Consider the following 26,486-nt stretch of genomic DNA (forward strand, 5'->3'; position numbering starts at 1 on the left):
CCCGCTCGCGCGAAGGCGGCCCGCAGGTGACGGGCCGCCTTCACCCGTCCGCCGGAAGGCAGGCCCCCATGCTGCGACGTGTCCTGCTCGTCCTCGTTCTGGCCGCCGGGCTCGTGCACGTCCCGTCCCTCCCGGCGGCGGCGCAGCCGGGCACGCACGAACGCGCCGTCACCATGTACGGAGTCTGGGACCGCTCCTATCTCCTGCACGTCCCGCCCGGACCGGAACCGCGCGCCCGGAGACCGCTGGTCGTCGCCCTTCACGGCGGCCTCAACGACATGCACTACATGCGCGAGTCGACGGGACTGGACGCCGTCGCCGACCGGAACGGGTTCCTCGTCGCCTACCCCGACGGCTTCATGCGGACATGGAACGCCGGCGGCTGCTGCTGGTTCGCCCGGATGGCCGGGATCGACGACGTGGCGTTCCTGGACGCGCTGATCGACGGGCTCGTCCGGGAGGGGCTGGCCGATCCGGCGCGGATCTACCTGACCGGGTTCTCCAACGGCGGCGGCATGGCGTACCGGTACGCCTGCGAGCGCGCCCGGCGCGTCGCGGCCGTCGGCGTCGTGTCGGGGTCGCTGGCCGTCGACTGCGCGCCCCGCGACCCCGTGTCGGTGATGGCGTTCCACGGCACGGCCGACTTCTCGGTGCCGTTCGGCGGCGGGGGCGACCAGGACTGGAACAACCCGGTGCCGTTCCCGCCGGTCCGCGCCGTGATCGACTTCTGGCGGGAGGTGGCGCGGCTGGCGCCGCTGCGGCGGATCACGCTGGAGACCGCCAAGACCGTCTGCCGCACCACCGGACCCGGCCGGGGCGGCGCCGAGGTCGAGTTCTGCACGATCTTCGACGGCGGGCACGAGTGGCCGCGCGGCCAGGGCGTCGACCCCGAGATCGAGGCGAGCCCGCTGCTGTGGCGGTTCTTCAGCGCGCACGCGCGGCGCGGCTGACCCCCTCGTGCCCCTTGGCGCCCGCCGGCCGGCCGCCGCCGCTGCTGCGCGGGCGGCCGCGCGGCCCGTCCCGCAGGCCGGACGCCGAGCCGCCGCCGTCGTCCGCGCCGTTCAGCTCCCCGCCCTTCAGCGCGCGCGGCACCTCGGGGAACCTGACCCACGCGTGCAGGAGCAGCAGCAGCTCGATCCGCCGGTCCGGGTCGTACAGCATGTCGCCGAGGAGCTGTTCGAGCCGCCGGATCCGGTAGCGGACGGTCTGCTCGTGCACGATGAGCCGTTCCGCGGCGGCGACCGCGTTGTCGCGGCACTCCATGTACGCGAGCAGGGTGCGCACCAGCGGCTCGCGGCGGTGCCGGGGCAGCTCCATCAGCGGCCGCAGCCGCGCGCCCGCCGCCAGGTCGATCAGCTCCTCGCTCATCGACGCGACCAGCGTGGACACGTGGTCGATCCACCTGACCGGCGCCTTCTCCGGGATCACGCCCCGGACGACCAGGTCCAGCGCCCGCCGCGCCCAGCGCAGCGACACCGCGCCCTTGTTCAGCGGGACGGTCGGACCGACGGCGGCCGGGCGGCCCCGCACCAGCGCCGCCAGCATCCGCTCCTGGCCGGGCCCGTCCGGATCGGGGACGATCAGGTACGGCTCGGGGGCGTGCCAGTCGGCGAGCACGGCCGGCGGCGCGACCGGCGCGCGGCCCGCGTCGCCGTCCATCGACGGGCCGAGCGCGACCAGCGCGACCGTCCGCGGCGGCTCCCAGCCCGCCGCCGCGGCCAGCTCCGCGACCGCCTCCATGCTGGCCGGCGGCTCGACGACCAGCAGGTCGCGCAGCCGCCACCGGTGCCGCTCCCGCTCGGTCGCCAGCCGCTGCTGCGTGTCGGCGTACCCCTGCGCCGCGGAACCGGCCAGCTCCTCAAGGAACACGAACAGCGACTCGATGATCTGCCCGAGCGTGGTCAGCGGCCAGTCGAGCCGCCGGGCGTCCTTGATGAAGCGGCGGCAGGCGACCTGCCCGCCGACCCGGAACGCGGTCTGCAGCCCGTCCAGGCTGCGGCCGCCGCGCGCCTCGTGCGCGCCGATGCCGGTGTAGATCTCGGTCAGCTCGTCCCAGCCGGTGTCGGGCCGGCCCATCGCGTCGACGAAGTGCGTGATGGTCCGCTCGACCGTCCACCGCATCCGCCGCCCGTACCGGCTCTCCTCGGGCCGCGCGTACTCCGGCACCAGGGCCTGGATCTCGCGGAACATCTCCGCCGCGCACGCATCGAGGTGCGGGCGCAGCGGTTCCGCCAGGCCCGCCGGCACATCGGCCAGCCGCAAGCGGGTGCCGGCCGCTCCGATCCGCCCGTTCATCCGATCTGCTCGTTCACGTGGACCTCCGTCGCCAGGGCCCCCATACGCGTTAGCGCACCGCCTTCTTACACGGTCACCCCGGCGCCCTCCACAGCGATAGTCAACGGTGACACTTTCTTGGGCGGTGCGGTTATCAATCTGCACACAAGCCTCAGCGGTCGGCAAGACCCTCTGTGACCGGCCACGGTACGTTCCGTTCCAGGCGCGGAGCGTTCCCAGATCCGGGTCCGCCCCCTTGCGGCGGCACGCGGCGGCCGGTCATGATCGCGCGCCCGCGGAGCACGCGCACGCACGGTCAGTAACATTCAGTGGGCGCGACGAGAGGACTCCGGGATGACGGGACGGGTACGACCGATCACGCTGGTGGGAGAGCCGGTGCTGCATTCGCCGTGCCGCCCGGTGGAGAGCTTCGACGGGGAGCTCGCGGCGCTGGTGGACGACATGTTCGCGAGCATGTACGCCGCCGAGGGCGTCGGCCTGGCCGCCAACCAGATCGGTGTGGGCCTGCGGGTCTTCGTGTACGACTGCCACGACGCCGACGGCGAGCCGCACAAGGGCGTCCTCGTGAACCCGACCCTCGTGCTGCCCGAAGGCGGCGACCGGCGGCTGGACGACGACGATGAGGGCTGCCTGTCGGTGCCCGGCCCGTACGCCAAACTGGCCCGTCCCGACCGCGCCACGTGCCACGGGTACGACGTCGAGGGCAACGAGATCACCGTGGCGGGGACCGGGCTGCTCGCCCGCTGCCTCCAGCACGAGAGCGACCATCTCGAAGGGCGCGTCTATATCGACCGGCTGTCCGGGCGGGCGCGCAAGAAGGTCCTCAAGGAGTACGAGCAGCTGCGCGCCGAACGCGAGAACGAGAACGCCTAGCCGAGCAGGCGCTCGTACGCGTCCAGGGCCCGGTGGAATTCCTCCACCGGCAGCTCGCACGAGCGGCCGCCGAGCCAGAGGTGCTCCAGCCGCACGGTCTCGACGCCGCGGACGAGATGGCACGCGTTGCCGGTGTGCTCCCAGCCGGGGGCCGCGCCGCGCACGACCTCCAGGTGATGCCGGTGGTACTGCACGTCGTGCAGGAGGAACGCGGCCAGCACGTACGGCCGGTACTCCAGGAACCCGGCGGCGAGCGCGCACACCTCCGCCGGATCGGTGGCCGGCGCGTCGAGCAGGACGGGGAAGAACGTCCGGAAGTGCTGGGAGACGCCCGCCACCTGCGGCGGGTCGACGGGCAGCCGGCCGACGCCGTTCGGGTCGAGGTAGCCGTGGCCGGGGACGCCGCCGATCGAGCCCGACCAGGCGCCGGGGATGCCGGGGAGGAACTCCGCGTCCGACATCAGCAGCGTGGTCACGTCCGTCATCACCTGGACGCCGTCGATCCGTCCCGGCAGGAACGTCTTGGTGCCCGTCCACACGCGCCCGGTCGGGTGGTCGCGCAGCTCGATGTCCGCCCAGTACGCGCCCTGGCCCGCGCCCGCGCCGCCCGGTGGCGCGCACGCGCCGTCGTGCGGGGCCAGCCCGGCGACCTCCGCGAGCGTGGCGCCCGACGTCTGGAGCAGGCCCCAGCCCCACACCGGCGCGGTCGCCGCGCCCAGCCCCAGCATCGTCACCGCCGCGCCCGGCTTGGGGTGCGGCTCGGCGCCCTTCTCCGGTTCCGGATCCGCGCGGATGCCACGTTCCATCGCGCGCCTTTGCAGGGCCAGGCCGACCTGGTCGGCGTACTCCTTGAGGCAGGCGCCGAACACCGCCGGCGGCACCTCGCACTCGGTGCCCCGCGCCCGCGCCCGGACGCGCACCCTCGCGCCGTCGCAGTCGAGCCGGTGGTGCCGGTAGAGGCCCTGCCAGGGCGTGAACGGGCCGTCCCCGGCCGCCGGGACGCGGGCCCGCGCGATCGCGGCGGCGTCCCCGCCGAGATCCCGGACGAGGAAGTCCCGCAGCGGCTCGTACCCGGGGTCGCCGTCGACCAGCACGCGGCCGGCCTCGCGGCGGAAGCGCAACGGAAGTGGCATCGCCATCCTGACGATTATTCCGCCGTTCCCGCCCGGCGACCAGAGCCCGCGGCGGAAGACCGCGAAAAAGGGGGTTGACACCCGACCCGATCATGGAGATATATTCATGGCCATGGAGTTCTGATACCCCCTCGGTCGAGCCGCCGCGAAACCGCCGACGCCAGCGTCGGCGTGACGATCGCGGCCCGCTCCCGCATCCCGGCGCCACGGGCGCATCGGCATCGCATCCACGCTTGGCACGTACCTGACGATTCCCGTGCTCGCACGGGGGCGGCAGGCTCGCGACCTGGCGCGACGTCTCCATGCACCCGTACCGGCGCTTCTTTTCCAAGCCATTTCATCGGCCTTTTCGCGGCCGAATTCGACCATGCCCGGAGGTGTCGGCTCTTGCGTGCCATCAATCAGAACCCGAACAACGAGAACCCCTTCCAGAAGGCCCTCGAAAAGAAGGCCAAGGGGCGGAACACCGACCCGAAGTCGGCGAACTTCGCCCGCAACGGCGTCCGCCGGAACGCCCGGCGGACGCCGACCCGGCAGTTCCAGCGCGGCCGCTGACGCCGCCCGGACCGGCCCGCCCGCCGCGGCGGGCCGGTCCGGCGGGTTCACGCGCGCACCCGCCCCGCCTCCTGATCAGCCGGTACCCGCCCGAGCTGCTGGAATGCTTCGAGGCGTTCCTCGACGACCTGGAGACGACCATGGAGGACGCGCTCGCCGAGCGGACGGAGCCGCCCGGCGGGTGAGCGCGGGCGGGCAGGTCAGGACGGGCGGCGCCGGATGAGGTTCATGGCGCGCAGGGTCAGCACCGTGCGGTCGTCGTCCTTGGTGATCAGTTCGCCGTCGGTGGTGATGATGCCGCGGTCGGGCTTGGACCGGGACGGGCGCGCCTCGACGATCGTGGCGCGCAGCCGGACGGAGTCGCCGGGGCGCAGCGGCGACGGCCAGCGCAGCTCGTCGATCCCGGGCGAGGCCAGGCTCGCGACGCGGGACAGGTAGTGGTCGGCGAACAGCCGCATGCAGAGGGCGGAGGTGTGCCAGCCGCTGGCGATGATCCCGCCGAACGGGCCGGACTCGGCGTACGCGCGGTCGATGTGGATCGGCTGCGGGTCGAACCGCTCCGCGAACTCCAGGATCTCCGCCTCGGTCACGGTGATGTGGCCGTACTCGTAGACGGCTCCGGCCTGGTAGTCCTCGAAGTACCGTTCGCCGATGGGGTTGGGGAAGTCGGTGTCGCTGAGCGTCCTGGTGCCGTTCGTCATGAACGACAGCATCGCTCATCGGGTTCCGGCATGCCCGGCATGGGCAGGCTTTCCGCGCCGTTGAGGAGAAACCTGCCGTCAGCCACCGGGCCGGGTCAGATGAGGCCCTGGGCGAGGATGGCGTCCGAGACGCGCTCGAAGCCCGCGATGTTGGCGCCCTTGACGTAGTCACCGGGGGCGCCGTACCGCTCGGCGGTCTCGTAGCACTCGTCGTGGACGGACTTCATGATCCGGGTCAGCTCGGCCTCGACCTGCTCGAACGACCAGACCGCGCGGCCGGCGTTCTGGGCCATCTCCAGGCCGCTGGTGGCGACGCCGCCCGCGTTGGCGGCCTTGCCGGGGCCGAACGAGACGCCCGCCTCCTGGAAGAGGTGGACGGCGTCCGGCGTGGTGGGCATGTTGGCGCCCTCGGAGACGGCCTTGACGCCGTTGCGGATCAGCGTGGCCGCGCCCTCGGCGTCCAGCTCGTTCTCGGTCGCGGACGGGAACGCGATGTCGGCCGGGACGTCCCAGACGCTGCCGCCCGGTACGTACCGCGCGGACGGCCCGCGCCGCTCGGCGTAGTCGCTGACCCGCAGCCGCTTGACCTCCTTGACCTCCTTGAGCAGGTCGAGGTCGATGCCCTTCTCGTCGACGACGTAGCCGCCGGAGTCGGAGACCGTCACCACGTTGGCGCCGAGGGCCTGCGCCTTCTCGATCGTGTAGATCGCGACGTTGCCGGAGCCGGACACGACGGCCTGCTGGCCCTCCAGGTCCTCGCCGCGCAGCTTGAGCATCTCGGCCGTGAACAGGACGCTGCCGTACCCGGTGGCCTCGGTACGGCCCGCCGACCCGCCCCAGGCCAGCCCCTTGCCGGTGAGGACGCCGGCCTCCCAGCGGTTGGTGAGCCGCCGGTACTGCCCGAACAGGTAGCCGATCTCGCGCGCGCCGACGCCGATGTCGCCCGCCGGGACGTCGGTGTGCTCGCCCAGGTGGCGGTGCAGCTCGGTCATGAACGACTGGCAGAACCGCATCACCTCGGCGTCCGAGCGGCCGTGCGGGTCGAAGTCGCTGCCGCCCTTGCCGCCGCCGATGTTGAGCCCGGTGAGCGCGTTCTTGAAGATCTGCTCGAAGCCGAGGAACTTGACGATCCCCAGGTTCACCGTCGGGTGGAAGCGCAGCCCGCCCTTGTACGGGCCGAGCACGCCGTTGAACTCCACCCGGAACCCGCGGTTCACATGGATCTCGCCCTTGTCGTCCTGCCATGGCACCCGGAAGATGATCTGCCGCTCGGGCTCGGTCACCCGGTCGACGATCTTGGCGTCGAGCAGTTCGGGACGCCGGTCGAGCACCGGCGCGAGCGCCTCCAGCACCTCGCGCACGGCCTGGTGGAACTCGGGCTCGCCGGGGTTGCGGCGCAGGATCCGTTCGTAGGCCTCCTTCAGAACGGCTTCGGTGGCGGGCGAGGCGGGGGTCCCCGGGGACAGGGCCATGCAGACTCCTCTGGGCGCTTTGTCTGTTCTCACATATGCATCTATGTACTGTGAGGAGGATATGTACGCCCGGCCCCTGCCCCCGCCCGCCGCGCCTCACCCGGCGGGATTCAGCGTGACCTCGTAGAGGCTGCCCAGCCCGTCGGCGCCGTGACCGGCCGCGACGGCCCGGTCGAAGAGGGCCTTGAGGGCCTCCGGCATCGCGGTGTCCAGGCCCGCCGCCCGGGTCGCCTCGACCACGTGCGCCGATCCGATGGCCTGCATGAGGAGCGAGTTCTCCCCGCCCGGGTACGACCGCGCCGCCATCTCCCCGCAGAGGATCTTCAGGTAGCCCATCGGGCCCTCGTCCACCAGCTCGGCGAGGGTCCGCGCGGCGAACGGCCGGAACTCCTCCGGGCCCACCCCGGCGCTCCCCAGCATCGCGGTGGCGTGCATGTACGCGGCCAGCGTCGACCAGAACAGGTAGAGCTGCGCCTGGTAGTAGAGCCCCGACAGGCCCGTGTCGGCCCCGACGTAGCTGATGTCGCCGAGCACCTTCAGGGTGTCGCGGTGCCGGTCGAGAACCGCCTCGGGGCCGCTGTAGAACACGTACGCGCCGGGCTGCCCGATCCCCGGCGGCGGCACCATGACGCCGCCGGCCACCAGCTCGGCGCCGTGCCCGACCGCCCAGGCGCCCGCCTCGCGCAGCTCGTCCGGGGACCCGGAGCTGAGGTTGACCAGGACCCGCCCCTTCAGCGCGCCGGCCGCCGCGCCGATCGAGTCGTACATGGCCGTGTAGTCCGTCTGGCTGATCACCACCAGCTCGTTCGCGGCGAGGGCCTCCTCCGGCGTGGCGGCGAGCACCGCGCCCTTGGCCACCAGCGGCTCGGCCTTGCTCGCCGTACGGTTCCACACCGTCGTCGGGTGCCCCTTCGCCAGGAAGGTCTCGGCCATCTTCGCGCCCATCGGCCCCAGCCCGATGACAGTGACCGGCGCGGGAGTGCTGTCGGACATTCGCGTTCTCCTCTCGTCCGGGACCAACGATGGGCGACCCCGCCACGGAACCGCTTCGGATCCGCTACGGAACGGCCCTTGACGTGCCCGGGAGCACGGGGAGACTGGAGTCGTGATCAAAAAGCTGCGCCCGAAGGACTACAACGAGGTCCTCCACATCGGGCACTACTTCCGCAAGGGCGTCCCGGTCGTCATGGACCTCACCGCCCTGCCCGACGACGTGGCGCGGCAGCTGGTGGACTTCTCCGCCGGCCTGATCTGCGGCCGCGGCGGCGACATGGAGCGCCTGGGCCCGAAGGTCTTCCTCCTCCAGCCCGCCGCCCATCCCCGCATCGCCGCCGCCCACGTCCCCGATCTGGCCCACGTGGCCGATTAACCTGGTCGGGTGCGGTTTGGGGTGCTCGGTCCGGTTGCGGTGTGGGCGGATGACGGGCGCCCTGTCGACGTACCCGAGCCCAAGGTCAGGGCGCTGCTGGCGGACCTGCTGGTCGCGCCGGGGCGGGTGGTGCCCGCCGACCGGCTGATCGACGATCTCTGGGGGGATCGGCCGCCGCGGAACCCGGCCGGGACCTTGCAGGCCCGGGTGTCGCAGCTGCGCGGGATCCTCGGCGGGCGGGACGCGGTGGCGCATCGGCCGCCGGGGTACGCCCTGCGGGCCGGCGAGGTGGACGCCGAGCGCTTCGAGGCGCTGGTCGTGCGGGCGGGCGATTCCACTGATCCGCGGGTCAAGGCCGGTCTTCTCGCGGACGCGCTGGCGCTGTGGCGGGGGCCGGCGTTCGCCGACTTCCGGGACGCGGAGTTCGCGCGGGCGGCGATCGCGGGGCTGGAGGAGCGGCGGCTCGCGGCGGTGGAGGAGCTGGCCGAGACGCGGCTGCGGCTGGGCGAGCACGCGCGGGTCGCGGCCGAGCTGGCCGAGTCGGTGGAACGGCATCCGGCGCGGGAGCGGCTGCGCGGCGCGTACATGCACGCCCTCTACCTGTCCGGGCGGCAGGGCGAGGCGCTGGCGGCGTACGAGGATCTCCGCGCGACGCTCGCCGAGGATCTGGGCGTCGATCCCGGGCCCGCCCTCAAGGAGCTCCATCAGGCGATCCTCACGCAGGACCCCGCGCTGGCGGTGGCCGAGACCACCGCCGCCGGGCCTGCCCGGGGCAACCTTCCGGAGCCGGTCAGCGAACTGATCGGGCGCGAGGAGGCCGCCGCGGAGGCGCGGGCGCTGCTCGGCTCGCACCGGCTCGTGACCTTGACCGGGCCGGGCGGTGTCGGGAAGACGCGGCTGGCGCTGGAGGTGGCGGCCCGGCACGGCGGCGCGTACCCGGACGGCGCGTGGCTGGTCGAGCTGGCACCCGGCGCCACCACGGGAGTCGCGGTGCTCGCCGACACCGTGCTGGGCATCCTGGGGGTGCCGGACGAGCCGGGCGTGACCGCGCCGCTCGACCGGCTCGCGGCGGTGCTGCGGGCCCGCCGCGCGCTGCTCGTCCTCGACAACTGCGAACACGTGATCGGGACGGCCGCCGAGCTGGCCGCCCGGCTGCTGGCCGCCGCGCCCGGGCTGCGGATCCTCGCCACCAGCCGGGAGCCGCTGGGCATCGAGGGCGAGCGGCTCCAGGTCGTCCCGCCGCTGGACGTGCCCGCCGGGACCGCGCCGGAGGAGCTGGCGCGGTCGAGCGCGGTCCGGCTGTTCGTGGCGCGGGCCGCCGCGGCGGCGCCCGGGTTCGCGCTGGACGGCGGCACCGCCGGGCCGGTCGCGACGATCTGCCGCCGGCTGGACGGGATCCCGCTGGCGCTGGAGCTGGCGGCGACCCGGATCCGGGCGCTGGGGGCGGCGGAGCTGGCCGCGCGGCTCGACGACCGGTTCCGGCTGCTGGCCGCCGGGCGGCGCGACGCCCCGGCCCGGCAGCGCACCCTCCGGGCGGTGATCGACTGGAGCTGGGAGCCGCTGGCCGAGCCGGAGCGGACCGTGCTGCGCCGGCTGGCCGTGCACGCCGACGGCTGCACGCTGGAGGCCGCCGAACGGGTCTGCGGCGATCCCGGCCTGGACGTCGTCGAGGTGCTCGCGAGCCTGGTCGACCGCTCGCTGGTGGCGGTCTCGCACGACGGTGAGCCGCGCTACCGGCTGCTGGAGTCGGTCGCCGCGTACGGCCTGGAACGGCTCCGCGAGGCGGGCGAGGAGAGCGCGATCCGGGAGCGCCACGCGCGCCACTACACCGCGTTCGCCGAACGGGCCGCGGGCCTGCTGCGCGGGCCCGGCCAGGGCCCGGCCCTGGAGCGGCTCGACCGCGAGGGACCCAACTTCTGCGCGGCGCTGGAGTGGTCGGCGTCGAACGGGTTCGCCGACCTGGCGCTGCGCCAGGCCAACGCGCAGTCCTGGTACTGGTACCTGCGGGGCCGCTACGGCGAGGCCGAGCGCTCCCTGTACATGGCGCTGGCCGCCGGGGGCGGGGACGCTGCCCGGCGGGCCGAGGCGATCGCCTGGCGGAACGGCATGCTCATGGTCGCCGGGACGGGCGAGGACACCGAACGGCTCCGGCTCGAGGCACTCGCCGCGTACGACGCCCTGGGCGGCGGCCAGGACCCGCTCGCGCGCGCCCGCGCGGAGTGGTTCCTGGTGTACGTCCACTGGCCGTACGGCGATCTGGCCGCGAACGGGGCACGGCCGCCGCGCTGAGCGTGCGCGCGAAGCAGGCGATGGTCCGCGGCGATCTGGCCGGGATGCTCGCGGACGCGGAGCGGAGCCTGGCGCTGTTCGACGGGCTGGGCGACCCGTGGGGACGGCTGGAGGCCGCCGACGCGCTCGGCCGGCACGCCGAGATCACCGCGGACTACGAGCGGGCGGCGGCGCTCCGCCGGGCGGGCCTGCGGCTGGCCGAGGAACTGGGGATGTGGCCGGAGGCCGCGTTCCGGACGGCCGAGCTGGGCCGGCTCGCGCTGCTGGCGGGCGATCTCGGGCGGGCGCGGGAGCTGCACGAGCGGGCGCTGCGGCTGGCGGAGGAGCTGCCGAGCGCGTACGCGGAGGAGTTCGCGCGGATCGGGCTGGCGCTGGTCGCCCGCCGGGAGGGCGACCACGGCGCGGCGGAGGCGCACCTGCGCGCCTGCCTGGCCCTGCTGCGCCGGATCGGCGGGCGGACGGGGGTCGCGTTCGCCACGGCGCAGCTGGGCTTCGTGGCCGAGGAGCGCGGCGACGCGGCGGCCGCGCTCGCGCTGCACCGCGAGGCGCTGGACGCCGCGCGCTCGACCGGCGATCCGCGGGCGGTCGCGCTGTGCCTGGAGGGGATCGCGGGCGCGCGGGCGCTGGCCGGCCACCACGCCCACGCGGCCCGCCTGCTCGGCACGGCCGCCCGGATGCGCGCGTCGACCGGGGCTCCGCTGCCGCCGGGCGAGCGCGGCGACGTGGACCGGATCGCCGCCGCGGCGCGGGCCGCGCTCGGGGACGGGGGCTTCGACGCGGCCCTCGCGCGCGGGCTCGAGCCATGATTTAATCTAGATAACAGGCATCCGGGTTAAGACCGGCGCGCAGGGCAGGAGGCGGACCCATGACGTACCCGTCCGAGGATCTCGGCTGGCAGGGCGACCTCCTCGACCTGGACGCCTACCTGGAGCGCATCGGGTACGAGGGCGACCGCGCCCCGACCCTGGAGGCGCTCCGCGCGCTGCAGCTGGCGCACGTGACGGCGATGCCGTTCGAGAACCTGGAGATCGTCCTCGGCCGGCCGGTACCGCTCGGCGTCGAGGCCGTCCAGGAGAAGATGGTCCGGCACCGGCGCGGCGGCTACTGCTTCGAGCACACCGAGCTGTTCGCTGCGGCGCTGGAGCGCTTCGGGTTCGCGTTCGCGCCGCTGGCCGCCCGCGTCTCGATGGGCATCGAGAAGCTGCTGCCCGCCACCCACGCCGTCGCGCTCGTGGAGGCCGGCGGCGGGCGGTGGATCTGCGACGTCGGCTTCGGCGCCGGCCCGCTGGAGCCGCTGCCGCTCACCGACGGCGTCCGGTCCCGCCAGGGCGGCTGGGCGTACGAGCTGCACCGGCTGGGCCCCGAGCTCGGCGGCCTGACCGGCGTCGAGCACTGGGAACTGGTCCAGGAAGGGCCGAGGGGCCGGGTGCAGCGGCACACGTTCCCGATCGCCCCCGCGTACCGGATCGACTACGACCTGGGCAACTACTACATCTCGACCCACCCGAGGTCGCCGTTCACCGGGCGGATCTTCTGCCAGAGGTACGGCCCGGACTTCCACCACGAGCTGGACGGCGCCCGCCTGATCAGCACGGTCGCCGACGGCGGGGCGGGCTCGGTCGAGGAGCGCGTCCTGGAGCCGGGCGAGGTCCCCAAGATCCTGGCGACGCTCTTCGGCATCGAGCTCGACGCCGCCGACGCCGCCGCCGTCGTCGCCCATCTGGAACGGCCATGAGGATGAACGAGGGCGTCGAGTGGGCGGCGCACATCTGCCTGCTGCTCGACTGGCTGGAGACCGACGAGCCCGTGTCCACGGGCACGCTGGCCAAGAGCTACGACCTGCCGCCCGCGTACCTCAACAAGCAGCTCCAGGCGCTGGTCAGGGCGGGGATCGCCAGCTCGACCGCGGGCCGGCACGGCGGCTTCCGGCTGGCCCGGCCGCTGAGCGAGATCACGATGATGGACGTGGTCGCCGCGATCGAGGGCCCGGACGAGGCGTTCCAGTGCACCGAGATCCGGCGGCGCGGCATGGGCGCCGGGACGGCGGAGCGCGAGTTCCGCGTCCCGTGCTCGATCAGCACCGCGATGCGCCGCGCCGAGCTGGCCTGGCGCCGGGAGCTGGCCCGGCAGACCCTGGCCGACGTGCAGGCTGATGCCGAGCGGAACGCGCCGCGCCTGGGCGATCACGTCCGCGCCTGGTACGCCCGCAACTGATCTTTCCGACCCCTGGACGGGACGGCCCGTTCCAGGTCCAAAAACTGGATACCAAGTATCCAATTCACGAGAGGGAGCACACCATGGAACCCCGGATGAAGATCACCACCCTCGCGCCCGACCTCTACAAGGCGATGCTGGGCGTGGAGAAGGCCCTGCACGACACCGGCCTTCCGAAGAGCACGTTCAACCTGGTCAAGCTGCGCGTGAGCCAGATCAACGGGTGCGGCCTCTGCGTGGACATGCACGCCCACGAGATGCGGCAGGACGGCGAGAGCGACGAGCGGATGTGGTCGGTGGCCGCCTGGCGGGAGGCCCCGTACTTCACCGATGAGGAGCGCGCCGCCCTGGCGCTGGCCGAGGCCGCCACCCGGATCGCCGACAACCCGGCGGGCGTGCCGGACGGCATCTGGGACGAGGCCGCCGACCACTACGACGAGAAGACGCTGGCCGCGCTGATCATGGCGATCGCCCAGATCAACGCCTGGAACCGGATCAACGTGACCATCCGCAGCCAGGCCGGGTCCTACCGGCTGAGCTGACCGCCGACTGCGGGACAATTCCCCCATGTTGCGGGGGCGGGAGACGGAGCGGGAGGCGGTCGCCGGGCTGGTGGCCGCCGCCGCGGACGGGACCGGGCGCGCGCTCGTCCTGCGCGGGCAGCCGGGCGTGGGCAAGTCGGCACTGCTGGAGTACGCGGCGGGCGCGGCCGCCCCCGGCACGCGGGTCCTGCGGGCGACCGGGTCCGAGCCGGAGCAGGGCCTGGCCTTCGCGGCGCTCCACCAGCTCCTGCTCCCCGTGACCGGCGGGCTGGACGCGCTGCCCGAACCCCAGCGCGATGCCGTACGCGGCGCGCTGGGGCTCGCGCCGGCGGCGTCCGACGCCCGCTTCCTCGTCTCGGCCGGCGCCCTGTCGCTGCTGACGGAGGCGGCGGCGGACGGCGGCGGGCTGCTCTGCCTGGTCGACGACCTCCAGTGGTCCGACCAGGCGTCGCTGGACGCGCTGCTCTTCGCCGCCCGGCGCCTCACCGGGACGGGCGTGGCGATGCTGTTCGCCATGCGCGACGGGGCCGGGCCGCTCGTCCGGGACGTGCCGGAACTGCGCGTCGGCGACCTCGACCCGGGCAGCGCCGCCGAGCTGCTCGACGAGCGCGCCCCCATGGCGGCCCCCGTACGGGACCGGATCGTCGCCCTGACCGGCGGCAACCCGCTCGCGCTGCGGGAGGCCGCCGACCTGCTCACCGCCGACCAGCTCGCCGGCCGCGCCCCGCTCCCCGATCCGCTCCCGGTCGGGCCCGCGCTCTTCGGCGACCAGGTGGCGCGGCTGCCCGCGGCCGCCCGCCCGCTGCTGCTCGCCGCCGCCGTCGAAGGCCAGGGCGATCTCGACCTCGTGCTGCGCGCCGCCGGGCGCCTCGGCGCCTCCGCGGACGCCCTGGACGCGGTGGAGGCCGCCGGGCTCGCCGAGGCGGACGGCGCCCGGCTCCGGCTGCGGCATCCGCTCGTCCGCTCGGCCGTGTACGCGTCCGCCGGGCCGGCCGAGCGCCGCCGCGCCCACGCCGCCCTCGCCGGCGTTCTCGGCGAGACCGGCGACCGGGACCGCGCGGCCTGGCACCGGGCCGCCGCGACCGCCGGCCGGGACGAGGAGGCGGCCGCCGGACTCGCCGCCGCGGCCGGACGGGCCCGGTCCCGCGGCGGGTACGCCGACGCGGCCGCCGCGCTCGCCCGATCCGCCGACCTCACCCCCGACCGCGCCGTACGGGCCCGGCGGCTGGCCGACGCCGCCACCGCCGCCTGGCTCGGCGGCCGTCCCGGGCAGGCCGAGTCCTGCCTGGCCGCGGCCCGCGAGCTGGCCGGGGACCCGGCGCTGCGCGCCGACCTGCTCGGGCTGCGCGGCCGGTTCGAGCTGAACTCCGGCGACGCCGACGAGGCCCGCCGGATCCTCCAGGACGCCGCGGAACTCGTCCGCGACAGCGACCCGGAACGCTCCCTTGAGCTGCTCGCCGACGCCTCCGAGGCGGCGGCCCAGGTGGGCGACCACGCGGCGATCATCGAGATCGGGCGGCGCGCCGAGGCGCTGCCCGGCGGCTTCCTCCGCCAGGTGGTGGCCGGGTCCGGGGCGATGCTCGCCGGCGATCACGACCGCGGCGCCCCGCTCCTGCGCGCGGCGCTGGAGTCCGCCGACGGGCTGACGCAGGCGGCCGAGCTGCTGTGGGCGTCGGCCGCGGCGAGCTACCTCGGCGAGGCGGACGCGGCCGCGGCGCTGATCGTCCGGGCCGGGCGGGCCGCCCGCGGGTCCGGCATGACCGGGCAGCTCCCGGTGGTCCTGGAGTACGTGGCGACGGCGGAGCGGATCAGCGGCCGGTTCGCGCTCAGCGCCGCGATCGCCGAGGAGGGCCTCGCGCTCGCCCGGGAGACCGGCTACGCCAACTCGCCCGCCGGGCACCTGGCCAACCTCGCGGCGGTCGCGGCCGTCCAGGGGCGCCGGGAGGACTGCGAACGGTACGCGCAAGAGGCCCTCGCCATCGCGATCCCGCACCGGATCGGGCTGCGGGCGGGCGTCGCCGCGTACGCGCTGGGCCTGCTCGACCTGGGCCTCGGCCGGTTCGCCGCCGCCCACGCCCGCTTCCAGGGCATGGTCACCGCCGGTCCCGGCGCGGGCCACCCCACGTCCGTCTGGCGCTCCACGCCCGACCGGGTCGAGGCCGCCGCCGCGTGCGGCGAGACGGGCGCCGCGCGGGACGCCGTGGCGGCGTACGAGCGCTGGTCGGCCGCCGCCCGCACCCCCGAGTCGCAAGCCCTGCTCGCCCGCTGCCGGGCGCTCCTGGAGGACGGCGACAAGGCCGTCGCGCTCTACGAGGAGGCCCTGCGTCTGCACGCGGCGGACGGCGGCGGCTCGCCGTTCGAGGCGGCGCGTACCGGACTGCTCTACGGCGAGCGGCTCCGCCGCGCGCAGCGCACGAGCGAGGCCCGGGGGCCGCTCCGCACCGCCGCGGACACGTTCCAGCGGCTCGGCGCCGCCCCGTGGGCCCGCCGCGCCCTGAACGAGCTGCGCGCCGCCGGTGAGCGGGCCGCCGCCCCGGCGCCCGACGCGCTCGCCGCCCTGACTCCGCAGGAGCTGCGCATCGCGCGGCTGGTCGCGGACGGCGCGTCCAACCGCGACGTGGCCGCCCGGCTGTTCCTCAGCCCCCGCACGGTCGAGTACCACCTGTACAAGATCTATCCGAAGCTCGGCGTCTCCTCCCGTACCGAGCTGGCCCGCCTCGTGGCGCCAGTGCTCTGAGGGCCAGTGGTCTGAGGGCCAGTGGTCCTACTGAAGCCACGTGGCCCCGGCGGCGGCAAGCTCTTACCTGAGCGAAGAGCACCTGAAGAGAACGACCCCGAGGAGACGTCTTGACGACCGGACGCATGATCGAGACCAATGGCGTCGAGCTGTGGACCGAGGAGTTCGGCGACCCGGCGCACCCGCCCGTACTGCTGATCGCGGGCTCGATGTCGCAGGGCGTGACCTGGCCGGACGCGCTGGTCGGCCGGCTCGCCGCGGCCGGCCGCCGGGTGATCAGGTACGACCACCGGGACACCGGCCGGTCCAGCGTGATCGACTTCGAGCGGGAGCCGTACAGCTGGGCGGACGTCAAGGACGACGCGCTCGGCGTCCTGGACGCGTACGGCATCGCCGCCGCGCACGTCGTCGGCCACTCCGCCGGCGGCCTGGTGGCCCAGTGGATCGCCGCCGAGCACCCGGACCGCGTGCTGAGCCTCGCGGTGATCGGCTCCTCGCCGCTCGGCCGCCGTGAGGGCCAGGTGCTGATGCGGGCGCTGACCGGCGAGCCGCCCCGGCCGGGCGACCTGCCGCCGCCCCTCCCGGCCTTCGTGGAGTTCTACGCCGAGGCCATGGCGTCCCCGCCGCCCGCCGACCGCGCGTCGATGATCGACTTCGCGATCGAGACCGCCCGGCTGCTGAACGGCCCGGATCTGCCGTTCGACGAGGACGAGCAGCGCCGCCTGGAGGAGCGGATCCACGACCGCGCGCGCCGGCCCGGCTCCGAGGCCGGGCACGGGAAGGCGGGCGGCGCGTATCCGGACTTCGAGCCCACCGGCCTGCTCGGCGGGATCACCGCGCCCACCCTGGTGATCGAGGGCGGCAGCGAGCCCTGCAAGCCCGGCCACGGCGCGCTCATCGCCGCCGAGATCCCCGGCGCCGAACTGCTCATGATCGACGGGATGGGGCACCTCTTCGCGCCCCAGATCCTCGGCGAGGTGGGCGACGCACTGCTGGCCCACACCGGTGCCCGCCCGGTCACGTGACGGATGCCCGGCCCGGCACGCCGCTCCTAGCGTCGGAACCGACGAGAGGAGAACCCGATGACCGGGAACGACGAGGGACGGGCGGCGGCCCGCTGGATCGCCGCCCGCGCCCGCCCGCTGGACGCGCCCGGCGCCGCCGCGCCGCTCACCGACCTCGAACCCCTGCGCGGCCTCGCGGCCGGCGCCGAGGTGGTGGGGCTGGGAGCGGCGACGCGCGGAGCGCACGAGGTGTCCGTCCTGCAGCACAGGACCGCGCGGTTCCTGGTGGAGGAGCTGGGCTTCCGCACCCTCGCCCTTGAAGAGGACTGGACGACCGGCCTCGCCCTGGACGCCTACACGCTCACCGGCGAGGGCGACCCGCACGACCTGCTCGCGACGATGTGGCTTCCCTGGCAGACCGAGGAGATGCTCGACGTCCTCCTGTGGATGCGCGAGTTCAACGAGCGGCATCCGGAGGACCCCATCCGCTTTCTCGGCCTGGACCTCACCGCCACCGGCCCGATCGCGTACGACACCGTCGCCGCGCACGTGCGGGAGACGGCCCCGGACCGGCTTCCCGAGCTGGACGCCCACTACGGGCAGCTCCGCCCGTCCGGCGGGATCGACGAGTACGTCGGCCGCTACCGGGGGCTCGCCGACAAGGACCCGTACATCGAGCACGCTCGCCGCGCGTACGACCTGGTCGCCGCGCTGCCGCCCGCCCCCGGCCGGGACGCGGCCCTGAGGCACGCGCAGGCGATCGTGGACTTCCACCTGTTCCACTCCCGCCCGGTGATGGAGGCGCTCCCGTACGTGGAACGGCGGATGGCCGAGAACCTCCTCCGGTGGCGCGAGGAGACCGGCTCCCGGATCGCCTACTGGGGCGGCAGTGCCCACTCGGCCCCCGGCGACGCCCGCCTCGACACCCATCTCAACACGGGCGGGCACCTCCGCCGGGCCCTCGGGGACGGCTACCTGTCGATCGGGTTCACGTTCGGGCGCGGCGCCGTCCACGGCGGCGTCCCGGTACCGCCGCCGCCCGCCGGCTACGCGGACGCCGTCCTGGACGAGGCCGCCGCCACCGCCCACTACCTCGCCGACCTGCGGGATCCCGCCGATCCGGCGGCCGCCGCCTGGCTGGACGCGCCCGCCCGGCTCCGGGTGATCGGCCCCGGCTACCGTCCCGAGGACGACCAGGACCACCACGTTTCCGGCGGGTCCCCCGGCACCCGGCTCGACCTGGCCGTCCACTCCCGCGAGGTCACGCCGTCGCGCCCGGTGCCTCCACGCTCGTAGACCGTGCGCCGGCGGTCTTCCGCTGGTAGGAGCGGCTGCACACGCCGAGGGCCGCGCCCAGGCCGGCGAACGCGAGGCCGCCGACCATGCCCACCCACCACGACCAGCCGGCGGCGTCGCCGACCGTGAACCCCAGCGGGGCGGCGACCATGGTGGCCAGCCCGTACGGGGTCAGCAGCACCGCGCCCGCCCAGCCCGGAACCAGCAGGAACCAGCGCGGCAGCCTGGCCCCCCACGGCATGACCAGCGCCGCCAGCAGCAGCGCGCCGGCCAGCGCCCCGAAGACGGTGAAGTCGAGACCGTGGCTCTCCATCCACACCAGCGCCTCGGGCGCGCCGTTCTCCCGGAGCTGGGCGGCGAGGTCGCCGGCCGGCTTGCCGGCGGTGCCGCCGGCCGCCCAGTAGGTCTTCATCAGCGCGTACGGGAGCAGGGCCACGGCACCGGCGCGGGCGGCCGTCGAGGACTTCAGCGGGTTCATGCCCATGATCCTGCCGCCGCGCCCCGGTCCCGGCCTCCCGCCGCGGTGCCGGTGCGCTCCCCCGCGCGGGGGAGGCGGCCGTCAGGCGAGGTCGAGGCGGGCGAGCTCGGCCCGGGAGGCGACGCCGAGCTTCGGGAACGCCTTGTAGAGGTGGTAGCCGATGGTGCGCGGGCTGAGGAACAGCTGCGCGCCGATCTCGCGGTTGCTCAGCCCGGCCGCGGCGAGCCGGACGACCTGGAGCTCCTGCGGAGTGAGGCCCGCGACCAGCGCGGCGGCCGGGCCCGCGGCCGATCCACGCTCGGCGACGCTCTCGCCCGCGGCGCGCAATTCGGAACGGGCGCGCTCGGCCCATGGAGCGGCGCCCAGCCGGTCGAAGATCTCCAGGGCGGAGTGCAGGAGCGGCCGGGCGTCGTTGCGGCGGCGGGAGCGGCGCAGCCACTCGGCGTACAGCAGCTCGGTCCGGGCCCGCTCGAACGGTGACGCGCCGCCCTCGCGGTGCAGCTCGACCGCCCGCTCGTACGGCTTGGCGGGGTCGTCGGCGAGCAGGGCGGCGCAGCGCAGCGCGATCGCCTCCGCCCACGGCCGGCGGATCCGCGCGGCCCAGTCCTGGAAGCGGGCGGCGGCGTCCCGGCCGGCCTCCGGCGTCCCGGACCGCACGGCGGCCTCGACGAGGTCGGGCAGGCTGGCGATGGCGCCCTGGCGGCCCGGGCCCGCGACCACGTCGGCGAGGCGGGCGAGGGCGGGCTCGTGGCGGCCGAGGCCGAGATCGAGCAGGCTGAGCGCCCCGGCGGCGTGCGCTCCGCTGGGCGGCAGGCCGCGCCGCAGCGCCTCGGCGGCCAGCTCCGCGCAGCGGGCCTCGTCCCCCTGGATGGCGGCGAGCAGCGCCAGGACGGTCGCGTTGTAGATCCGGAGGCGGTGCCGGCCGGTGTCGCCGGCGATCCGCATGCCCTCGGTCGCGGCGGTCAGCGCCTCGCCGTACCGGCCGAGCATGAGGCGGGTCCGCGCGAGCAGCGGCAGGACGAGCGCCAGCAGCCCGATCGCGCCCTCGCCGCGGCAGCGCCGTTCGAGGTCCTCGGCGGTGCCGTGCGCGCCCTCGATGTCGCCGAGGAGGAGCTGCCACCAGCCCGCGTTGATCATGTCGCGGAGGCCGAGGCACTCGTCGCGGCCCGCCAGCAGCGCGCGCAGGGCGGCGGCGCCGTCGCCGGCCTCGTCCCCGGCGAGCGGGTCCTGCCCGATGAACATCGTGGCCATGGCGCGGACGAGGTGCGCGTTCGGCAGGTCGTGCCCCTCCGCGCGGCCGGCGATCTCGCGCAGCACCCCGATGTCGCCCGCGTTGGCTGCGGCCGAGGCGGCCTTGAAGAACAGGTAGCCGGCGGTGGCGGGCGCCGTCCCGGCCACGGTCTCGGCCGTCGCGGACAGCATCCGGTACGCCTCCCGGCCGCGGTCGCCCTCGTCGGCGAGCGAGGCGCGGATCAGCACCAGCTCGGCGCGCTCGACCGGGTCGGCGAGGTCGGATCCGGCGCGCTCGGCCAGCGCGACCGCCTTCTCCGGGAGGCCGCCGTCGGCCGCGGCCCGCGCGGCCGCCGCCAGCCGCCGCCCGCGCCGTACCGGATCGGGGCTCAGCTCGGCGGCCCGCTCCAGCATGGCGGTGGCCGCGGCCGATCCGCCGCCGCTGCCCGCCGCCCCCTCCAGCACGGCGGCGACGCGCTCGTCCGGCCCGGTCGCGGAACCGGCCAGGTGCCAGGCGTGGTGGCACGGGTCGCCGAGGTCCAGGTACGCGTCCGCGAGCGCCCGGTGCGCCGCCAGCCGGGCGTTCAGCGACACGCCCGCGGTCACGGCCGTGCGGACCAGCGGGTGCCGGAACTCCAGCCGCCCGTCCGCCGCGGACAGCAGCCCGCGCCGCTCGGCCGGTTCGAGATCGGCCACGGACGCGCCGAGGGCCTCCGCCGCCTTCAGGATCACGCCCGGATCGCCGGCGTCGTCGGCCGCGACGAGCAGCAGCAGCGTCCGGGTCGCCTCGGGGAGCGCGGCGACCCGCTCGGCGTAGCCCTGCTGGATCCGGGCGAACCTGGACGACCCGGCGCGGGCGCCGCCCGACCGCAGCGCGGGCAGCTCCACCAGCGCCAGCGGGTTGCCCGCCGCCTCCGCCAGCACCTCGTTGATCTCGTAGCGCGGCAGTTCGGCCGCGCGCTCGGCCAGGAGGCCCGCGGCCGCGTCCCGGCCGAGGCCGCCCAGCCGCAGCTCCGCGAGCCCGTGCGCCGCGGGCTCGGCGGCCGTGCCGGCCGGGTCTGCTGGGTCTTGGTCACGCTCGGCCAGCAGCACCGCGAGCGGCTCGGCCTCCAGGCGGCGGACGGCGAACAGCAGCGCCGCCGCCGACTCGCGGTCCAGCCACTGGACGTCGTCCACCGCGCACAGCAGCGGACGCTCCTCCGCCAGGTCCGCCAGCAGCGTCAGGACGGCCAGGCCCACCAGGAACCGGTCGCCGCCCGCCTCCCCGGCGGCGCCCATGCCGAGCGCGGCGCGCAGCGCGCCCGCCTGCCCGTCCGGCAGCGCGCCGATCCGGTCGAGGTGGCGGCGCAGGAGCAGGTGCAGGCCCGCGTACGGCAGGCCGCTCTCGGTCTCGATCCCGGCGCCGCGCAGCACGGCCATGCCCTCATCGGCGGCGGTGGCGGCGGCGCGGTCGAGCAGCGCGGTCTTGCCGATCCCGGCCTCGCCGCGCAGGATCAGCGCCTCGCCCCGCCCGTCGCGGGCGGCCCGGACGAGCCGGTCGATGCGGGCGATCTCGACGTCCCGGCCGTGCAAGCGCATGCGGACCACCCTAAGCGAGGTGATACCGGACGAATCGCGCCCGCTCCCCGACCGGCGCCCGGGGCAGGGTGACCAGCTCGTAGCCGTACTCCTCGTACGTCTCCACCATGGACGCGTGAGTCCGCTCGGCCACCTCCGGCGACTGCCGCCGCTCGACGTCCCGCTCGTAGATCTCGGGCCAGGGCGGCGCCACGAACACGCGACGGTGGTACCGGAACCGCCGCGCCGCCTCCGCCACGTGATCGGGCACGGGCAGCCCCTCCAGCCGCAGGTAGCCGACGATGTCGGGCAGGCCGCGATCGAAGAGCACCGTCCCGGCGGCCGCCCCGGCCATCCCGTACGAGCGAAGCTCCCACGACAGCATCAGCTCCGCGAACAGCTCCCGGTCCGCCCACGGCAGCGCCCGGCCGCCGATCGCCACCTGGTCGCGGATCACGCCGCGCCCGGCCTCCTCCGAACGGGCGTACCCCTCCCGGGCCAGCAGATCGATCAGCGTGCTCTTACCGGACCCGGGGCCGCCGGTGAACACGACGAAGCGGTCGTTCATGATCCCGGATTCTCCCGCGGCGGAGCGGGTACGCGCCGTTCAGACGAGGGGAGAGCGACATGACCGAGCGCAGGGGCGCCGACGACCAGGACAAGCCGCTGGCCGACCGGCGCGCGGAGGCCGGCGCGCCGCAGGAGGACGATCCGGACATCGCCGGCGAGCACGAGCCCGGCCCCACGGACCCGCCCAACGCCGCGGCGGACGCGCCCGGCGGCGAGGAGGAGGGCTACAGCCCGCAGACCGAGATCCCCTGAGGCGGGGCATACCGGCATACAGGGAGGGCGCGGGCCGTGGCCCGCGCCCTTTCCTATGTGCGCTCAGCTCGGGTGGTCGGGCTGCTGGTCCGGCGGGACTCCACCGCCCTTTCCGCCGCCCTTCTTGCCCTTGTCGGTCCCGTGGGCGTGGCCCTTGGAACGGGTGCTCTTCGGGTCGGTCGCCTCCGCCGGCGGCTGCTCGTTCACCGCCGTGCGCTCGGACCGGCTGATCTCGCGTTGCTGCGGGTTCGGCATGCTTCCCTCCCCTTTCTCTGTGGCCTGTTCACGGCTTGAGCGGGTCGTGCCCCACGGACATCAGGGCGTGCCGCCACCGCTCGTCCCGCGCCGCGTCGGCGGGCCGGTTCGCGGTCCGCTCCTCGACGAACTCCACGACCTTCCGCATGACCTCGGTGTCCTCCCGGGTGAGGTCGACCTTCCGCTTGCGCAGCAGGTCGACCACCTGGGTGCCCAGTTCGGGCAGCATCCGCGGGTCCGCCGGGAAGGCGTCCTCGCCGGAGGCGTCGGTCAGCAGCCAGGTGCGGATCTCGTCGGAGGTCATGTTCACGACGCCGTGGAACTCGTCCCAGAGCAGTTCGACGTCCACGGGCGTGTTCTCGGTCATCGCGCGTCTCCCTCGGGTCTCCTCGGGTCTCCTCGGTCAGGCGGGCACGGAATCGGTGTCGCGGTCCCAGTGGCGGTGCGCGGCGATCGCCTTGATCAGCTGTCCCGGGAAGTCCGCGCCCGAGCCGCCGCGGCGGCTCACCACGCCCCGGTCGGACAAAACGCCCTCGGTCGCGACGTCCACACCGCGGATCCCGGCGCGTTCCAGCAGCTCGACGCCCTCGTCCACGACGCCGATCGCCTTGCCGTGCTTGAACGCCTCGGCGACGTAGTGCACCGCCAGGCCGTCCGCCTTGAGCGCGCGCACGCTCTCGGCGCCGCCCGGGACCACGACGGCGTCGTACAGGACGGAGGCCATCGTGTTCATCGCCTTGGTGATCTCCACCTGGCCGCCGTTCGCGGACTGGACGGCGCCCTCGGCGGCGGCGAGGATCTCGTACACCGCGCCGGCGTCCACCAGGGCCTCGCCGACCGCGGCGACGGCGCCGGAGTCGACCCCGTCCGCGACCAGGACGGCGACCTTGCGGCCCTTGACGCTGTCCTTGGGCGCGTTCGCCTGGCTGAGCGCCGGCGAGGTGCGGCCGTGGTTGGGCGTCTTGGCGGACACGGGCGGCGCGACCCCGATGCCCTTGGCGACCTGGACGGCCAGCTCGTGGTCCACGTGGTTGAGGTGCTCGACCACGCCCTCGCGGATCGCCATCGTCTCGCACTTGCCCAGCTCGAACCGGAAGGCCGCGACGATGTGCTCCTTCTCGAAGGCGGCCATGCTGTTCCAGAAGAGCGTGGCCTGGCTGTAGAAGTCCTTGAAGCTCTCGCTCCGCTTGCGGATCTTGTGGCCGTCCACCTTCTCCGCGTAGTGCCGGTAGACGCCCGCGTCCGCGATCGCCGGGCAGCCGCCCGACAGCGTGTTCTTGTGGTACGCCGACCGCGCGCCGTGGATGCCCATCTGGTGGTAGCCGTCGCGGTGGTGGTTGCGCACGTCCGCGACCGGCCGGTTCACCGGGATCTGCGGGAAGTTGGGCCCGCCGAGCCGGATGAGCTGGGTGTCCAGGTACGAGAAGTTGCGGCCCTGGAGCAGCGGGTCGTTGGTGAAGTCGACGCCCGGCACCACGTTGGCGGTGTGGAAGGCGATCTGCTCGGTCTCGGCGAAGAAGTTGTCCGGGTTGCGGTTCAGGACCATCGTCCCGACCGGCCGTACCGGCACCTCCTCCTCCGGAATGATCTTGGTGGCGTCGAGCAGGTCGAAGTCGAACCTGTGCTCGTCCTCCTCCGGCACCAGCTGCACGCCCAGCTCGTACTCGGGGAAGTTCCCGGCCTCGATGTTGTCCCACAGGTCGCGCCGGTTGAAGTCGGGATCCTTGCCCGCGATCTTCTGGGTCTCGTCCCAGACCAGCGAGTGGGTGCCCAGCTTGGGCTTCCAGTGGAACTTCACGAACGTGCCGCGCCCCTGCGCGTTCACCAGCCGGAACGTGTGGACGCCGAACCCCTGCATCATCGCGTAGCTGCGCGGGATCGCCCGGTCGGACATCAGCCACATCATCATGTGCATCGTCTCGGGCTGGAGCTGGACGAAGTCCCACAGCGTGTCGTGCGCCGACTGCGCCTGCGGGATCTCGCTGCCCGGCTCCGGCTTCACCGCGTGCACGAAGTCCGGGAACTTGATCGCGTCCTGGATGAAGAAGACCGGCATGTTGTTGCCGACGATGTCGTGGTTGCCCTGCCGGGTGTAGAACTTCGTCGCGAAGCCCCGGACGTCCCGTACGGTGTCGGCCGATCCCCGCGACCCGGCCACGGTCGAGAACCGCACGAAGACCGGCGTCGTGATCGACGGGTTCGTGAGGAACTCCGCGACCGTGTACTCCGCCAGCCAGTCGTCGTGCACCCGGAACTCGCCGTACGCCCCGGCCCCGCGCGCGTGCACCACCCGCTCCGGGATCCGCTCATGGTCGAAATGGGTGAGCTTCTCCCGGAAGTGGAAGTCGTCCATGATCGTCGGGCCGCGCTCGCCCGCCGTCACGGAGTCGTCGGTGTGATCGACCCGGATGCCCTGGTCGGTGGTCAGCGCAGCCCCTTCCGGCCCCACCCGGTTCGCGTCGAGCTGCCGCTGCTTCTCATTGTCGGCGGAGTCCGCCATGGCCGTCCTGCCCTCGATGTCGGTTCACCTGGTACTTCGCCCCGCCTACCCGAGAGATCGCCCCCTATGCCCAACACCCCGCAAAGAGGCCCCGGGCCGCGGCGCGCTACCGGGGGCGGGGCCGCAGGCCGTCCAGGATGATCTGGGCGAGGTGGGCCGAGCGTTCGCGGCCGGTCTCCGCGCCGGCGTGGCGGATCGCGGCGAAGGCGCCGGCGACGAGCGCCATCACCTCGTCCACGGCGAGATCGGGACGCACGACCCCGGCCGCGTGCGCGCGGCCGAGCAGGGCCGCGACCCGGTCCGTGAGGTCCGCGGCGACGTCCGGGGCGGCGCTGCGCAGGTCGAACTCGGCGGCCGCGAGCGCGCTCTTCACCGCCGCGTTCTCCGCGCCCGAGGCCATCATCCGGGACAGCAGCGTGAACAGGGCGGCCGGATCGTCCCCGGCGGCGAGCGCGTCGCCCTCCGCCACCAGCCGCCTGAGCTGGTCCACCGAGACGGCGAGGTAGAGCGCCTCCTTGGTGGGGAAGTGCCGGTGGACGGTGCCGGGCCCCACCCCCGCGCGGCGGGCGATCTCGTCGAGCGGGACGCCGAGGCCCTCGTCCGCGAACGCCCGCTGCGCCGCCCGCAGCACCGCCTCCCGGTTGCGGCGCGCGTCGGCCCGCAGCCCCCGGTCGTTCTCCGGGGACCCGGCGGGGGCGCGCTCGCGCGGTCGGCTGGACATCGCGCCCTAGCATAACCGGGGCGCCGCCCCGTATGCTGGCGAACAACCGGGGCGGCGCCCCGCTTGTTCAGGAGGGATCACTCCGATGACCACACGCGAAGAGGCGAAGGCCCTGGTCCTGCGGATGCAGGAGTGCTTCAACGCCCGGCGGTTCGACGAGGCCGAGGAGCTGTTCACGCCCGGCTACCGCAACCACCCGCTCGGCGCCAACGGGTTCGAGGCGGGCCGGGACGCGTGGCGCGAGGTGGTGGCCATGTTCCCGGACATGCGCGTCGCGGCCGACGACATCCTGGTCGACGGCGACAGGGTCGCCGTCCGCTCGTCCGTCGAGGGGGCCGGCGGCCCGCCCGCCACGCTGATCGAGATCTTCCGCGTCGACGGCGGCCGGCTCGCGGAGACGTGGGGGGTCACCCAGGGGCCGGACCCGCGGGCCTGAGGCGTCC

Annotated in this window: 26 protein-coding genes; 14 read left to right on the forward strand and 12 right to left on the reverse strand. The window is 74.7% G+C overall.

The window, feature by feature from the left end:
• Nucleotides 1–68: 68 nt before the first annotated feature.
• The gene (locus AB0881_RS07880; protein ID WP_366615192.1) at nucleotides 69–950 is read left to right on the forward strand and encodes a PHB depolymerase family esterase; all 882 of its coding nucleotides are present in this window, start codon (nucleotides 69–71) and stop codon (nucleotides 948–950) included.
• Here the strand turns inward: AB0881_RS07880 and AB0881_RS07885 are convergent.
• On the reverse strand, nucleotides 925–2,295 hold the full coding sequence (locus AB0881_RS07885; protein WP_366615194.1) for a helix-turn-helix domain-containing protein: 1,371 nt from the start codon (nucleotides 2,293–2,295) through the stop codon (nucleotides 925–927). The two genes, AB0881_RS07880 and AB0881_RS07885, sit on opposite strands and share 26 nt — an antisense overlap.
• Nucleotides 2,296–2,628: 333 nt before the next feature.
• Between AB0881_RS07885 and def the strand changes: the two genes are divergently transcribed.
• Nucleotides 2,629–3,168 (forward strand): peptide deformylase, encoded by a 540-nt coding sequence (gene def / locus AB0881_RS07890; RefSeq protein ID WP_366615196.1) that lies wholly within the window; start codon nucleotides 2,629–2,631, stop codon nucleotides 3,166–3,168.
• Here def and AB0881_RS07895 read toward each other — a convergent pair.
• On the reverse strand, nucleotides 3,165–4,307 hold the full coding sequence (locus AB0881_RS07895; RefSeq protein WP_366615198.1) for a hypothetical protein: 1,143 nt from the start codon (nucleotides 4,305–4,307) through the stop codon (nucleotides 3,165–3,167). The genes def and AB0881_RS07895 overlap by 4 nt on opposite strands.
• 381 nt (nucleotides 4,308–4,688) lie before the next feature.
• Here AB0881_RS07895 and AB0881_RS07900 point away from each other — a divergent pair, with 381 nt between their 5' ends.
• The gene (locus AB0881_RS07900) at nucleotides 4,689–4,856 is read left to right on the forward strand and encodes a hypothetical protein (protein ID WP_366615200.1); all 168 of its coding nucleotides are present in this window, start codon (nucleotides 4,689–4,691) and stop codon (nucleotides 4,854–4,856) included.
• A 200-nt stretch (nucleotides 4,857–5,056) separates the two neighbouring features.
• Here AB0881_RS07900 and AB0881_RS07905 read toward each other — a convergent pair whose 3' ends face one another.
• The 3 genes from AB0881_RS07905 to AB0881_RS07915 all read right to left on the reverse strand — a co-directional run bounded on the left by AB0881_RS07905 (nucleotide 5,057) and on the right by AB0881_RS07915 (nucleotide 8,022).
• Nucleotides 5,057–5,557: a MaoC family dehydratase gene (locus AB0881_RS07905; RefSeq protein WP_366615202.1), complete on the reverse strand. Its 501-nt coding sequence runs from the start codon at nucleotides 5,555–5,557 to the stop codon at nucleotides 5,057–5,059.
• Between the two features lie 95 nt (nucleotides 5,558–5,652).
• On the reverse strand, nucleotides 5,653–7,029 hold the full coding sequence (gdhA, locus tag AB0881_RS07910) for an NADP-specific glutamate dehydrogenase (RefSeq protein WP_366615204.1): 1,377 nt from the start codon (nucleotides 7,027–7,029) through the stop codon (nucleotides 5,653–5,655).
• Nucleotides 7,030–7,125: 96 nt separating this feature from the next.
• Nucleotides 7,126–8,022, reverse strand: coding sequence for an NAD(P)-binding domain-containing protein (locus tag AB0881_RS07915; RefSeq protein ID WP_366615205.1), 897 nt, complete (start codon nucleotides 8,020–8,022; stop codon nucleotides 7,126–7,128).
• 112 nt (nucleotides 8,023–8,134) lie between these two features.
• On the opposite strand from AB0881_RS07915, the gene AB0881_RS07920 reads away from it, so the two are divergent.
• The 9 genes from AB0881_RS07920 (at nucleotide 8,135) to AB0881_RS07960 (ending at nucleotide 18,480) form a co-directional block, all read left to right on the forward strand.
• Nucleotides 8,135–8,398, forward strand: a complete 264-nt coding sequence (locus tag AB0881_RS07920; RefSeq protein WP_366615206.1) for a cell division protein SepF — start codon at nucleotides 8,135–8,137, stop codon at nucleotides 8,396–8,398.
• A 21-nt stretch (nucleotides 8,399–8,419) separates the two neighbouring features.
• Nucleotides 8,420–10,687 (forward strand): BTAD domain-containing putative transcriptional regulator, encoded by a 2,268-nt coding sequence (locus AB0881_RS07925; RefSeq protein WP_366615207.1) that lies wholly within the window; start codon nucleotides 8,420–8,422, stop codon nucleotides 10,685–10,687.
• 2 nt (nucleotides 10,688–10,689) lie between these two features.
• Nucleotides 10,690–11,493 (forward strand): tetratricopeptide repeat protein, encoded by an 804-nt coding sequence (locus AB0881_RS07930; protein ID WP_366615208.1) that lies wholly within the window; start codon nucleotides 10,690–10,692, stop codon nucleotides 11,491–11,493.
• Nucleotides 11,494–11,552: 59 nt separating this feature from the next.
• Entirely contained in the window at nucleotides 11,553–12,422 is an 870-nt protein-coding gene (locus AB0881_RS07935) for an arylamine N-acetyltransferase (protein WP_366615210.1), read from the forward strand.
• Nucleotides 12,419–12,901: an Rrf2 family transcriptional regulator gene (locus tag AB0881_RS07940; RefSeq protein WP_366615211.1), complete on the forward strand. Its 483-nt coding sequence runs from the start codon at nucleotides 12,419–12,421 to the stop codon at nucleotides 12,899–12,901. The genes AB0881_RS07935 and AB0881_RS07940 overlap by 4 nt, the downstream gene beginning before the upstream one ends.
• Before the next feature lie 83 nt (nucleotides 12,902–12,984).
• Nucleotides 12,985–13,443 carry a carboxymuconolactone decarboxylase family protein gene (locus AB0881_RS07945; protein WP_366615213.1) on the forward strand — a complete coding sequence of 153 codons (459 nt, stop codon included), beginning with the start codon at nucleotides 12,985–12,987 and terminating at the stop codon, nucleotides 13,441–13,443.
• A gap of 25 nt (nucleotides 13,444–13,468) precedes the next feature.
• Nucleotides 13,469–16,180 carry an AAA family ATPase gene (locus tag AB0881_RS07950; protein ID WP_366615215.1) on the forward strand — a complete coding sequence of 904 codons (2,712 nt, stop codon included), beginning with the start codon at nucleotides 13,469–13,471 and terminating at the stop codon, nucleotides 16,178–16,180.
• 110 nt (nucleotides 16,181–16,290) lie between these two features.
• A complete protein-coding gene (locus AB0881_RS07955) occupies nucleotides 16,291–17,205 on the forward strand; it encodes an alpha/beta fold hydrolase (RefSeq protein WP_366615217.1) in 915 nt (304 codons plus the stop codon).
• Nucleotides 17,206–17,262: 57 nt separating this feature from the next.
• Nucleotides 17,263–18,480: an erythromycin esterase family protein gene (locus AB0881_RS07960; protein WP_366615218.1), complete on the forward strand. Its 1,218-nt coding sequence runs from the start codon at nucleotides 17,263–17,265 to the stop codon at nucleotides 18,478–18,480.
• Here the strand turns inward: AB0881_RS07960 and AB0881_RS07965 are convergent.
• The 3 genes from AB0881_RS07965 to AB0881_RS07975 all read right to left on the reverse strand — a co-directional run bounded on the left by AB0881_RS07965 (nucleotide 18,446) and on the right by AB0881_RS07975 (nucleotide 22,313).
• Entirely contained in the window at nucleotides 18,446–18,958 is a 513-nt protein-coding gene (locus AB0881_RS07965; protein ID WP_366615219.1) for a hypothetical protein, read from the reverse strand. The two genes, AB0881_RS07960 and AB0881_RS07965, sit on opposite strands and share 35 nt — an antisense overlap.
• Before the next feature lie 81 nt (nucleotides 18,959–19,039).
• Nucleotides 19,040–21,766: an AAA family ATPase gene (locus tag AB0881_RS07970; RefSeq protein WP_366615221.1), complete on the reverse strand. Its 2,727-nt coding sequence runs from the start codon at nucleotides 21,764–21,766 to the stop codon at nucleotides 19,040–19,042.
• Nucleotides 21,767–21,776: 10 nt separating this feature from the next.
• Nucleotides 21,777–22,313 (reverse strand): AAA family ATPase, encoded by a 537-nt coding sequence (locus AB0881_RS07975; RefSeq protein WP_366615222.1) that lies wholly within the window; start codon nucleotides 22,311–22,313, stop codon nucleotides 21,777–21,779.
• A gap of 59 nt (nucleotides 22,314–22,372) precedes the next feature.
• Here AB0881_RS07975 and AB0881_RS07980 point away from each other — a divergent pair, with 59 nt between their 5' ends.
• Nucleotides 22,373–22,567, forward strand: a complete 195-nt coding sequence (locus tag AB0881_RS07980) for a hypothetical protein (RefSeq protein ID WP_366615224.1) — start codon at nucleotides 22,373–22,375, stop codon at nucleotides 22,565–22,567.
• 63 nt (nucleotides 22,568–22,630) lie between these two features.
• Here the strand turns inward: AB0881_RS07980 and AB0881_RS07985 are convergent, their stop codons facing one another.
• From AB0881_RS07985 to AB0881_RS08000, 4 genes are all read right to left on the reverse strand, one after another.
• A complete protein-coding gene (locus tag AB0881_RS07985; RefSeq protein ID WP_366615225.1) occupies nucleotides 22,631–22,822 on the reverse strand; it encodes a hypothetical protein in 192 nt (63 codons plus the stop codon).
• A 28-nt stretch (nucleotides 22,823–22,850) separates the two neighbouring features.
• Complete coding sequence (locus AB0881_RS07990) at nucleotides 22,851–23,189, reverse strand: DUF3140 domain-containing protein (RefSeq protein WP_366615227.1); 339 nt, start codon at nucleotides 23,187–23,189, stop codon at nucleotides 22,851–22,853.
• 36 nt (nucleotides 23,190–23,225) lie between these two features.
• Nucleotides 23,226–25,322 carry a catalase gene (locus tag AB0881_RS07995; RefSeq protein ID WP_366615229.1) on the reverse strand — a complete coding sequence of 699 codons (2,097 nt, stop codon included), beginning with the start codon at nucleotides 25,320–25,322 and terminating at the stop codon, nucleotides 23,226–23,228.
• A gap of 106 nt (nucleotides 25,323–25,428) precedes the next feature.
• Nucleotides 25,429–26,043, reverse strand: coding sequence for a helix-turn-helix domain-containing protein (locus AB0881_RS08000; protein ID WP_366615231.1), 615 nt, complete (start codon nucleotides 26,041–26,043; stop codon nucleotides 25,429–25,431).
• A gap of 85 nt (nucleotides 26,044–26,128) precedes the next feature.
• Between AB0881_RS08000 and AB0881_RS08005 the strand changes: the two genes are divergently transcribed.
• A complete protein-coding gene (locus tag AB0881_RS08005; protein WP_366615232.1) occupies nucleotides 26,129–26,479 on the forward strand; it encodes a nuclear transport factor 2 family protein in 351 nt (116 codons plus the stop codon).
• Nucleotides 26,480–26,486: the final 7 nt, after the last annotated feature.

The sequence above is a fragment of the Spirillospora sp. NPDC029432 genome (genome assembly GCF_040703975.1).
Taxonomy (GTDB): domain Bacteria; phylum Actinomycetota; class Actinomycetes; order Streptosporangiales; family Streptosporangiaceae; genus Spirillospora.

What these genes read in the sequence shown, in the direction of transcription:
- def (WP_366615196.1), top strand. Translation starts at nt 2,629, where the DNA reads ATGACGGGACGGGTACGACCGATCACGCTGGTGGGAGAGCCGGTGCTG.
- AB0881_RS08000 (WP_366615231.1), bottom strand. Translation starts at nt 26,043, where the DNA reads ATGTCCAGCCGACCGCGCGAGCGCGCCCCCGCCGGGTCCCCGGAGAAC.
- AB0881_RS07885 (WP_366615194.1), bottom strand. Translation starts at nt 2,295, where the DNA reads ATGAACGGGCGGATCGGAGCGGCCGGCACCCGCTTGCGGCTGGCCGAT.
- AB0881_RS07905 (WP_366615202.1), bottom strand. Translation starts at nt 5,557, where the DNA reads ATGACGAACGGCACCAGGACGCTCAGCGACACCGACTTCCCCAACCCC.
- AB0881_RS07985 (WP_366615225.1), bottom strand. Translation starts at nt 22,822, where the DNA reads ATGCCGAACCCGCAGCAACGCGAGATCAGCCGGTCCGAGCGCACGGCG.
- gdhA (WP_366615204.1), bottom strand. Translation starts at nt 7,029, where the DNA reads ATGGCCCTGTCCCCGGGGACCCCCGCCTCGCCCGCCACCGAAGCCGTT.
- AB0881_RS07970 (WP_366615221.1), bottom strand. Translation starts at nt 21,766, where the DNA reads ATGCGCTTGCACGGCCGGGACGTCGAGATCGCCCGCATCGACCGGCTC.
- AB0881_RS07935 (WP_366615210.1), top strand. Translation starts at nt 11,553, where the DNA reads ATGACGTACCCGTCCGAGGATCTCGGCTGGCAGGGCGACCTCCTCGAC.
- AB0881_RS07945 (WP_366615213.1), top strand. Translation starts at nt 12,985, where the DNA reads ATGGAACCCCGGATGAAGATCACCACCCTCGCGCCCGACCTCTACAAG.
- AB0881_RS07960 (WP_366615218.1), top strand. Translation starts at nt 17,263, where the DNA reads ATGACCGGGAACGACGAGGGACGGGCGGCGGCCCGCTGGATCGCCGCC.
- AB0881_RS07980 (WP_366615224.1), top strand. Translation starts at nt 22,373, where the DNA reads ATGACCGAGCGCAGGGGCGCCGACGACCAGGACAAGCCGCTGGCCGAC.
- AB0881_RS07915 (WP_366615205.1), bottom strand. Translation starts at nt 8,022, where the DNA reads ATGTCCGACAGCACTCCCGCGCCGGTCACTGTCATCGGGCTGGGGCCG.
- AB0881_RS07895 (WP_366615198.1), bottom strand. Translation starts at nt 4,307, where the DNA reads ATGGCGATGCCACTTCCGTTGCGCTTCCGCCGCGAGGCCGGCCGCGTG.
- AB0881_RS07940 (WP_366615211.1), top strand. Translation starts at nt 12,419, where the DNA reads ATGAGGATGAACGAGGGCGTCGAGTGGGCGGCGCACATCTGCCTGCTG.
- AB0881_RS07950 (WP_366615215.1), top strand. Translation starts at nt 13,469, where the DNA reads ATGTTGCGGGGGCGGGAGACGGAGCGGGAGGCGGTCGCCGGGCTGGTG.
- AB0881_RS07965 (WP_366615219.1), bottom strand. Translation starts at nt 18,958, where the DNA reads ATGAACCCGCTGAAGTCCTCGACGGCCGCCCGCGCCGGTGCCGTGGCC.
- AB0881_RS07880 (WP_366615192.1), top strand. Translation starts at nt 69, where the DNA reads ATGCTGCGACGTGTCCTGCTCGTCCTCGTTCTGGCCGCCGGGCTCGTG.
- AB0881_RS07990 (WP_366615227.1), bottom strand. Translation starts at nt 23,189, where the DNA reads ATGACCGAGAACACGCCCGTGGACGTCGAACTGCTCTGGGACGAGTTC.
- AB0881_RS07995 (WP_366615229.1), bottom strand. Translation starts at nt 25,322, where the DNA reads ATGGCGGACTCCGCCGACAATGAGAAGCAGCGGCAGCTCGACGCGAAC.
- AB0881_RS07975 (WP_366615222.1), bottom strand. Translation starts at nt 22,313, where the DNA reads ATGAACGACCGCTTCGTCGTGTTCACCGGCGGCCCCGGGTCCGGTAAG.
- AB0881_RS08005 (WP_366615232.1), top strand. Translation starts at nt 26,129, where the DNA reads ATGACCACACGCGAAGAGGCGAAGGCCCTGGTCCTGCGGATGCAGGAG.